This window comes from Myxococcus sp. AB056, assembly GCF_006547365.1.
Classification (GTDB): Bacteria; Myxococcota; Myxococcia; order Myxococcales; family Myxococcaceae; genus Myxococcus; species Myxococcus virescens.
In genome coordinates this window covers 25,256-33,457 of record NZ_VHLB01000096.1, presented here as the reverse complement: position 1 = coordinate 33,457, position 8,202 = coordinate 25,256, and the positions used below count along the sequence as shown (strand labels likewise).

Annotated in this window: 7 protein-coding genes; 4 read left to right on the top strand and 3 right to left on the bottom strand. The window is 71.3% G+C overall.

All coding sequences use genetic code 11. The annotated features are described in order from the left end of the window. On the bottom strand, positions 1-1,214 hold a 1,214-nt coding region (locus FMP39_RS38605; RefSeq protein WP_305036086.1), incomplete at its 3' end, for a HEAT repeat domain-containing protein. 462 nt (positions 1,215-1,676) lie between these two features. Here FMP39_RS38605 and FMP39_RS37575 point away from each other — a divergent pair. The 4 genes from FMP39_RS37575 (at position 1,677) to FMP39_RS30665 (ending at position 7,600) form a co-directional block, all read left to right on the top strand. After that, positions 1,677-2,297, top strand: a complete 621-nt coding sequence (locus FMP39_RS37575; protein ID WP_194858628.1) for a hypothetical protein — start codon at positions 1,677-1,679, stop codon at positions 2,295-2,297. A 67-nt stretch (positions 2,298-2,364) separates the two neighbouring features. Continuing rightward, positions 2,365-3,300 carry a MoxR family ATPase gene (locus FMP39_RS30675; RefSeq protein ID WP_141593635.1) on the top strand — a complete coding sequence of 312 codons (936 nt, stop codon included), beginning with the start codon at positions 2,365-2,367 and terminating at the stop codon, positions 3,298-3,300. Next, complete coding sequence (locus FMP39_RS30670; protein ID WP_141593634.1) at positions 3,297-4,634, top strand: DUF58 domain-containing protein; 1,338 nt, start codon at positions 3,297-3,299, stop codon at positions 4,632-4,634. Before FMP39_RS30675 ends, FMP39_RS30670 begins: the two co-directional genes overlap by 4 nt. Before the next feature lie 200 nt (positions 4,635-4,834). After that, the gene (locus tag FMP39_RS30665) at positions 4,835-7,600 is read left to right on the top strand and encodes an SNF2-related protein (RefSeq protein WP_141593633.1); all 2,766 of its coding nucleotides are present in this window, start codon (positions 4,835-4,837) and stop codon (positions 7,598-7,600) included. Here FMP39_RS30665 and FMP39_RS30660 read toward each other — a convergent pair. Together FMP39_RS30660 and FMP39_RS30655 are read right to left on the bottom strand one after the other, a co-directional pair. Next, positions 7,582-7,950, bottom strand: a complete 369-nt coding sequence (locus tag FMP39_RS30660; protein WP_140864294.1) for a Smr/MutS family protein — start codon at positions 7,948-7,950, stop codon at positions 7,582-7,584. The genes FMP39_RS30665 and FMP39_RS30660 overlap by 19 nt on opposite strands. Further along, positions 7,913-8,164, bottom strand: a complete 252-nt coding sequence (locus FMP39_RS30655) for a hypothetical protein (RefSeq protein WP_141593632.1) — start codon at positions 8,162-8,164, stop codon at positions 7,913-7,915. Before FMP39_RS30655 ends, FMP39_RS30660 begins: the two co-directional genes overlap by 38 nt. Between the last annotated feature and the right edge of the window lie 38 nt (positions 8,165-8,202).

The following is an 8,202-nucleotide window of genomic DNA, read 5'->3' as shown; positions in this document are numbered from 1 at the left end:
GCCCCGCCCTGCCCCTTCGACTGAGCCACTTCGCGCAGCCCCAACGCCAACCGGCGCGCCTCGGGCACGCGCCCATAGCCGCAGCCCAGGACTTCCTTCAGCGCTCCCTCCTGCCGGTCCACCGCCGCCGCCAGCCGGCAGTCCAGCCAGGCCAGGTCCGCTCGCGCGACATCCGAGGCCGCGCCCCGCTCCGCGTCCGCCAGCGCGAGCCGCAGCGACTCCAGGACGGGACGCCCGAAGGCGGGCAGGCCCTGCTGCGCCAGCGCCAGCAGCGCATGTCCCTCCGCCGACCGCGCCAATGTCTCCACCGGCGCCTTCGCGCCCTCCGGCGCCGATGCCCCCGCCGCCGCCGGAGGCGCCATGCCCCGGGCCACGCGTTTGGCTCGCGCCGCCAAGGCCTCCAGCGCATCCACCGCGGTGCACGGTCCACTGCAAGCCGCCGCCAGCTTCGCCAGCGAGCGCGCCGCCTCCGCCGCCACACGCGGAACCGTGTCCTCCAAGAGCCGCCCGAGGACCGCGGCATCCTCGGGACCACCCACGTCACCGAAGCCCTTCGCGCACGAGGCCCGCACGTCCGCGTCCGCATCCCCCAGGCAGCGGCGCAGCGCGAGCAAGGCCTCGGGCCGCTTCACGGTGGCCAGGAAATAAGCCCCTGCCTGACGCGCCTCCACCGGCCGCTCGGCCGCGAGCAGCGCCTCCGCTGGCGCCAGGGGCACCAGGGCAACCACCGCCGCGCCGCGGGTGCGTGCGAGGACGCCCAACGCCTGCGTGGCCCAGGCCGCCTCCGCCCCATCCGCTTCGCGCATCCGCTCGGACAGCCACGCCACGGCTCCGGGTGTCCCCAGCCGGCCCACGGCCTCCACCACCGCCCGCCGCGCGTCCGCGTCGCGTTCTGTCCGCCCGGCTTCCAGCAGCGCCTTCTCCAACGCCGCGAGCTCGGCATCCACCAGGGGCTCCCAGGACAGGGCGAGCACGCCCGCGGCGAAGGCCGCCTCGCCACGTACCGCCGCGTCCTCATCCTTCAGCCCCGCGATGACGGTCTCCAGGGTGGCCGGGTCCTGGATTCGCGCCAGCGCCCGCAGGGCCCGAGCACGCACCCGGGCATCCGGTGCGCTGGCCGCCAGCGACACCAGGGCCCCATGCCCCAGCGAGCGCGCGTCCTCCCACGCCTGGATGCGCTCGAGCGTCTGCGCGTCCACGGGAGGCGGCTTCACCGGCGGCACGGAACGGACGCATCCGGACAGCAGCGAGAAAGCGACGACACATGTCGACAGGGCACGGACGGAGTGCGAGCGGCGCATGGCGCGGGCCTAGGTCAATTCCCCGCGAAAATCCAGGGGTTAGGCCGCGAGGGGTTTGACACGCAAGGCCAGCGCTCCGAAGATGATACGTGGATTCTCTCCGCGGGAGCGTTGGTCCTGAACTGCCCTGGCTGCGGCTCGAAGGTAGCCGCCAACACGTCCATCTGTTCCGTCTGCGATTACATCATCGATGGCTCGTTCCTCTCGGGGGAACCGCCGGCCGAAGAGTCTGAGGAGTCCACGGACGCGGCGGAGGACCCCCGCCGAGCCGCCAGGCCGCCTCCCCCGCGGCGCCCACGTCCGGCCGCAGGCAAGTCCGGAAGTCGGCCCGCCGCCGCGCCGCCGCCCGACTCGGACTCCACCAACATCCGGAGCATGGAGGACATCGCCCGCAGTGCGCCGCAGCAGCGTGCGTCGCGCGCAGCGGCGCCTCGGCCCGCGCCTCGCAAGGCGCCCGCTCCCGAGCCCGCGGCCTCGGTGGACCCGTGGGACCGCGCGGACTCGAACGACCGTGGTAGCAGCGCCGTCACCGACCCGGATGAGCTCATCCGTGACGCGAAGGAGCTGTTCGCTCAGCTCCAGGGTGGCGACAAGGTTGCGTTCTGGGGCGCGGCGGTGGTGCTGATGTCGTGCTTCCTTCCGTGGAAGGAGACGGCGGTGGATGGAGACGTGCTCGGCCTGATGAGCCTGGGCTTCGGCGCCTTCATCATGTCCATCCTCCTACTGACGGCTGTCACGGTGCGCGTCAAGGGCTCGCTCCCGAACGTGAACCCGGTGGTGCCGTGGATGGGCCAGCTCATCGTCAGCATCGTGTGCCTCATCTGGTGCGTCGTGTTCATCAAGGTGTCGTCCGACACGACGATGGTGCCCACGCCCATCGGCAACTCGGAGATGATGAACTCATCGCCCAGCTTCGGCGTCTACGTGGCCATCCTGGGCGCGGTCGCCACACTGGGCGGCACGCTGCTGGGGCTCAAGGGCCAGTCCTCGCACTGAGCCTCCGCGCCTCGAATGAAAAAGCGCTGCCGCCCTCCGCGGCAGCGGGCTAGCGTCACCGGCCACCATGTCCGACGCCTCTCCCCTCTCCCGTCTCACCGCCGCGCTCGACGCGGCCGTCTTCGGCCAGCAGCGCGTGCTGGAGGACCTGGTGACGGCCTTCCTCGCGCGCGGCCACGTGCTGCTGGAGGGCGTGCCCGGCGTGGCCAAGACGCTCACCGCGCGCAGCATGGCCGGCGCGCTGGGGCTGCTCTTCACGCGCATCCAGTTCACCCCGGACCTGATGCCGGCGGACATCCTGGGCACCAACGTCTTCCAGCCCCAGGACCACGCCTTCCGCCTCGTGAAGGGCCCCATCTTCACGGAGGTGGTGGTCGCGGACGAAATCAACCGCACCCCGCCCAAGACGCAGGCCGCGCTCCTGGAGGCCATGGAGGAGCGGCAGGTCACCATCGACGGCGTGTCCCACGCGCTGCCGCCCCACTTCTTCGTGGTGGCCACGCAGAACCCCCTGGAGCTGGAGGGCACCTACCCGCTGCCGGAGGCCCAGCTGGACCGCTTCCTCATGCGCGTGCGCGTCGGCTACCCGGAGGCCTCGGCGGAGACGACGATGCTCCGCGCCTTCCACCAGCGCGAAGGCAAGCCGGCCACCACCCGCCAGGTGCTGGATGCGCCCACGCTGCTGGAGCTGCAGGCGCGCGCCGCCCGCGTGTCGTGTGACGACTCCATCATCCAGTACGTGGTGGCCATCGTCCGGGAGACGCGCACCAACCCGCGCGTGCGCCTGGGCGCCAGCCCCCGCTCGGCCCAGGCGCTGCTCGCGGCATCGAAGGCCCGCGCCGCGCTGATGGGCACGGACTTCGTCACCCCGGATGACGTCAAGGCCGTCACCTTCAGCGTCCTCAACCACCGGCTGCTCCTCAAGGCCGAGGCCGAGGTGGAAGGCATCACCGCGGACGACGTGCTGAAGCAGACGCTCGAGCGGGTCCGAGTGCCCCGGTGAGCGCCGGGCGCCCCGTCCCCACCGGCCTCGCCGTGGCCCTGCTGGCGGCGGGGCTCCTCCCGGCGGCGCTCGCGGTGGCCAGCCCCGCGTTCGGCTGGCTCGCGCTGGCGACGGACGTGGCCGTGCTGGCCCTCTGCGCCGTGGACTTCCTCCGGGCCCCGCGCGCCCAGAGCGTCCGCGTCTGGCGGCGCGTGGAGCCCGTCCTCTCCTCCGGCACGCGCAACGCCGTGCACGTGGCGCTGGAGCGCCAGGACACCGGCACCGCGCCGCTGCACGTGGAGGTCCGCGACGAGCCGCCCGAGGACATGGCCAGCAGCGGGCACCGGCAATCCCTCACCCTGCCCGCGGCACGGACCACGCCCCAGGAGCTCACCTACTTCGTCACGCCGCCTTCGCGGGGTGACGCCCGCTTCGGGGACGTGCACCTGCGGCTGCGAGGCCCCCTGGGCCTGTGCGCGCGGCAGGTCCGCGTCCCCGCGACGATGGACGTCAAGGTGTACCCGGACCTCACCGCGCTCACCCGCGAAGCGCTAGCGCTGGCCCACGCCTCGGACGCCCCTTCCGCGCGCACGCAGCGGCGGCGCGCCTCGGAGGGCCGGGAGTTCGAGTCGCTGCGCGAGTACCGCCCCGGCGACGACTACCGTCACATCGACTGGAAGGCGTCCGCGCGCCACGCCCACACCCTGGTGCGCACGTGGCAGCCGGAGCAGCACCAGCCGGTGCTCCTGCTGCTCGACTGCGGCCGGCACATGGCGGGGCGCATCCAGGAGCGGCGCAAGCTGGACCATGCGGTGGACGCGGCGCTGCGGCTGGCGCGCGTGGGCCTGGAGGCCGGTGACGTGGTCGGCGTGCTGGCGTTCGCCAGCGGCGTGCGGGCCTACCTGCCGCCACGCAAGGGCCGCGAGCACCTGCGGCTCATCACCGAATCGCTCTACCGCACCGAGGCCGCGCTCGAGGAGAGCGACTACGGCCGCGCCTTCGACTTCGCCTTTGCACGCCAGACGCGGCGCGCCCTGGTGGTGCTGTTCACGGACCTGGTGGACCCGGACGCCTCCGCCAGCCTCCTCACGCGCACGCTGGCGCTGCGCCCCCGGCACCTGCCCGTCGTCGCCTCGCTGCTGGACGAGGACGTCCAGGCGGCGGCCCACGGTGTGCCCGCGCAGACGCAGGATGCCTACGCGCGCCAGGCCGCGGCACGGCTGGAGACGGAGTACCGGCGGACGGCCACCACCCTGCGGGACGCGGGCGCGCTGGTGATCCGAGCCCCCGCGCGCGGCTTCGGCGCGGCCACGCTCAACGCCTACCTGGACGTGAAGGCGCGCGGACTGCTCTAGGCCTCTGCGTCAAGTCCAGCGAAAGTTTTGTACGCAGTGTGCAGTCAACGTGTATCGACGCCGCTCGCAAAGAAGCATGCCAATCGCGCGGAGGCCGATTTTTCGGCCTCGGACACGACCCCCTTTACAGATAGGCGCGCGTCAACAAAATGGCCGGTCCTCGCCCGCCGTGACGGTGGGCGACCTCGAAAACACCACGGATGGAGAAGGTCTTGGCGGAGGTCGCGAGGGGATTCAGGGTGGAGGTTGAGGCGGACGCGGCGGCGGCGGCGGTGGCGGCACGGATGGAGTCCGAGTCGGCGGCGGCCCCCACGGCGTTGACGCCCTTCCATGAGCGGCTGCTGGCAGAGGAACTGCTGGCGCGCAGCGGTGACACGCAGCAACGGCTGGCGGGAGCGCTGTCGGAAGCGAAGGTAGACCTCAACCCGCACCAGGTCGAAGGCGCCATGTTCGCGCTCGACTCGCTGTCGCGCGGCGGCTGCATGCTGGGCGACGAGGTGGGCCTGGGGAAGACCATTGAGGCGGGGCTCGTCATCGCCCAGCTCATGGCCGAGGGGAAGTCGCGCATCCTCATCCTGGCGCCCGCCACGCTGCGCGCGCAGTGGAACAGCGAATTGCGGGAGAAGTTCGACCTGGACAGCGTCCTGGTGGACGGCCGCACCGTGCGCGCCACGGGGAACTGCTTCGACCAGCCCTTCCCCGTCATCTGCTCGCACCCCTTCGCGGCGAACAAGGCGCACCTGACGGCGGAGATTCCGTGGGACCTGGTGGTCATCGACGAAGCCCACCGCCTGCGCAACGCGCACCGGGCCAACAACAAGATGGGCCAGGCCCTGAAGGCGTCCCTGGCCGGCAAGCCCAAGCTGCTGCTCACCGCCACCCCGCTCCAGAACGACTTGATGGAGCTGTTCGGGCTGATGTCCCTGCTGGACGAGCAGATCCTCGGACCCGAGCACGCCTTCCGCAGCCGTTACCGGACGGACGAGGCCGGTGGCATGCCGGAGGCCGCCGCCATCGAGCTGAAGGAGCGGCTGGCCCCCGTGGTGCAGCGCACCCTGCGCCGGCAGGTGCGCGAATACGTCCGCTACACCAACCGCCGCTCCATCGTGGAGGACTTCACCCCCTCCCCGGAGGAGCACGACCTCTACGAGAAGGTGAGCGAGTACCTCCAGCGCTCCGAGGCCGCGGCGATTGAGCCCGGCAAGAAGACGCTGCTGACGCTCTGCTACCGCAAGCTGCTCGCGTCCTCCACCTACGCCATCGCCCCCACGCTGCGCCGGCTGTCGGACAACCTGGAGAAGCGGCTCCAGGCGGCGAAGCTGGGCCAGCAGGCCCTGGCGATGTTCGAGCCCGAGGAGGCCAAGCAGTTCGTCGAGGAGGGCGAGGAGTGGTCGGACGACCCGGCCAAGGCGCCCAACGTCCGCGCGCTGGAGCAGGAGGTCTGGGAGCTGCGCCAGTACGCGGACCTGGCGGACTCCATCAAGGTCAACGCCAAGGGCGAGGCGCTCAAGCGCGGCCTGGACCGGACCTTCGCCGTGATGAAGTCGCACGGCTGGCCGGAGAAGGCGCTCATCTTCACCGAGTCCAAGCGCACGCAGCAGTACCTCTTCAACCTCCTGTCGGAGAGCGGCTACCAGGGGAAGATCTCCCTGCTGTCCGGAGACGCGGGCACGCCCGAGGACCGGCGCGCGCTGGTGGAGGAGTTCCGCCACCGCACGCAGATCCTCATCTGCACCGAGGCCGGCGCCGAGGGCCTCAACCTCCAGTTCTGCAACCTGGTGGTGAACTACGACCTGCCCTGGAACCCGCAGCGCGTGGAGCAGCGCATCGGCCGCTGCCACCGTTACGGCCAGCAGCGGGACGTGCTGGTCATCAACTTCCTCAACCGGATGAACGCGGCGGACGCCCGCCTCTTCGAGCTGCTGGAGAAGAAGCTGAACCTCTTCGACGGCGTGTTCGGCGCGTCCGACGAAATCCTGGGCGCGCTGGAGAGCGGCGTCGACTTCGAGCGGCGCGTCCTGGACATCTACCAGTCCTGCCGGAAGCCCGAGGACATCAACATCGCCTTCGACAAACTCCGCGAGGAGTTGGAAGGCCGCATCAGCAAGCGCATGACGGAGATGCGCTCGGTGGTGCTGGAGCGCTTCGACGGCGACGTGCGACGCCGGCTGCGCGGGCAGAACGAGCAGACGAAGGAGGCCCTGGCCAAGCGTCAGCAGGAGGCCCGTGCCCTCACCGCGTCCGTGCTGGGTAGCCGCAACTCGGGGCGGCTGGAGGTGGCCAAGGCCGCCTATGCCGTCAAGGAGCGCACCCAGGACGCGGTGAGCTACCTGCAACTGGACGCGGCGGGACTGCCGTCACGGCTGGCGCGGCTCGCGGGCAGCGAGGGCTGGTGGTTCGCGTACAAGTTCGAGACGACCGGCCTCAAGCCCGAGGAGAAGCTGGCCCACCTGGTGCTCGTGCGCGACAGGGACGGCTTCCGCGCCCTGCCCATGGCGGACGGCGCGCACTTCGTGAAGCTGGCGGCGAAGCCGGAGCGGCGGCGTCAGCCCGCGCCGGTGTCCGTGCAACTGATGCAGGAGCAGGCGCTGATGGCGGCGAAGGACGAAATCGTCCGGGCCGCGGAGCGGCGCAACGCCCTGGAGCTGGACAAGGCCAAGGAGCGCGCGGACCGCTACGTCGAGGACTGCCTCATGGAGTCGCGTGAGGCCGTGGAAGCCGCGCGGCAGACGTGGACTGAAGCGCGCAAGCAGGTGGGGCTGGCCGAGGACATCGCCGACAAGGCCAAGGCCCGCGCGCACTCCGACCGGATGGAGCGCGAGTACCGCCGCAAGCTGTCCTCGCTCCGCAACGAGGAGGAGAAGCGCTATGCCTCCAAGGACCGGCAGTTGGCGGATCTGGCCAACAAGGCGAAGGTGACGGAGAAGCGCGCCCTCATCGCCTCCGCCTACTTCTGGCTGTCGTAGTCCGCTGGGCGCAGGCGCACCCACGTCGCGCCCCAGCCTCCGTCCCCTTCGCCCGCGGAACGGAACGACTCCACCTCCGGCAACCTGGGGAGCAGCGACTGCACGGTGCGCCTCAGCGCGCCGGTGCCCTTGCCGTGGATGATGCGCACGTCCAGGACGCCCTTCTGCCTGCACGCCCAGAGGTACTCCACCACCAGGTCCTTCACGTCGCGCGGGTGGAAGAGGTGCAGGTCCAGGTTCCCATCAATGGGAATTTCTACCGCTTCGTCCTCGGAAGGCGGCGGCTCCGGCCCTTCGGGCGGGAGCGGCGGCTCATTCGCGTCGAGGACTGGCAGGCGCCTTCGGCTCACGCTCCCACTCCTGCTTCTCCTTCTCCGCCTGCAAGCGGCGCCGCTCGCGAGCGGCCTTGAAGCGCTCGGACAGCGATGAGACTTCGCCCTTCAGCGCGGAGAGGTTCGTGGAGATGCTGCCCGGGTCGCCTTGCTGGCGTCCGGCTGCCTGCTCGCCCTGGGCGCCTGCGCCCCCTGCGGACATCAGCTGGACCACCAGTGCCGCAACCGTCATGACTGTCATGGCTCCACAGGTAAGCAAGACGCGTGCTC

Coding starts and splice junctions, on each gene's coding strand:
- FMP39_RS37575 (WP_194858628.1), top strand. CDS start 1,677: ATGGAGGACATCGCCCGCAGTGCGCCGCAGCAGCGTGCGTCGCGCGCA.
- FMP39_RS30675 (WP_141593635.1), top strand. CDS start 2,365: ATGTCCGACGCCTCTCCCCTCTCCCGTCTCACCGCCGCGCTCGACGCG.
- FMP39_RS30665 (WP_141593633.1), top strand. CDS start 4,835: ATGGAGAAGGTCTTGGCGGAGGTCGCGAGGGGATTCAGGGTGGAGGTT.
- FMP39_RS30655 (WP_141593632.1), bottom strand. CDS start 8,164: ATGACGGTTGCGGCACTGGTGGTCCAGCTGATGTCCGCAGGGGGCGCA.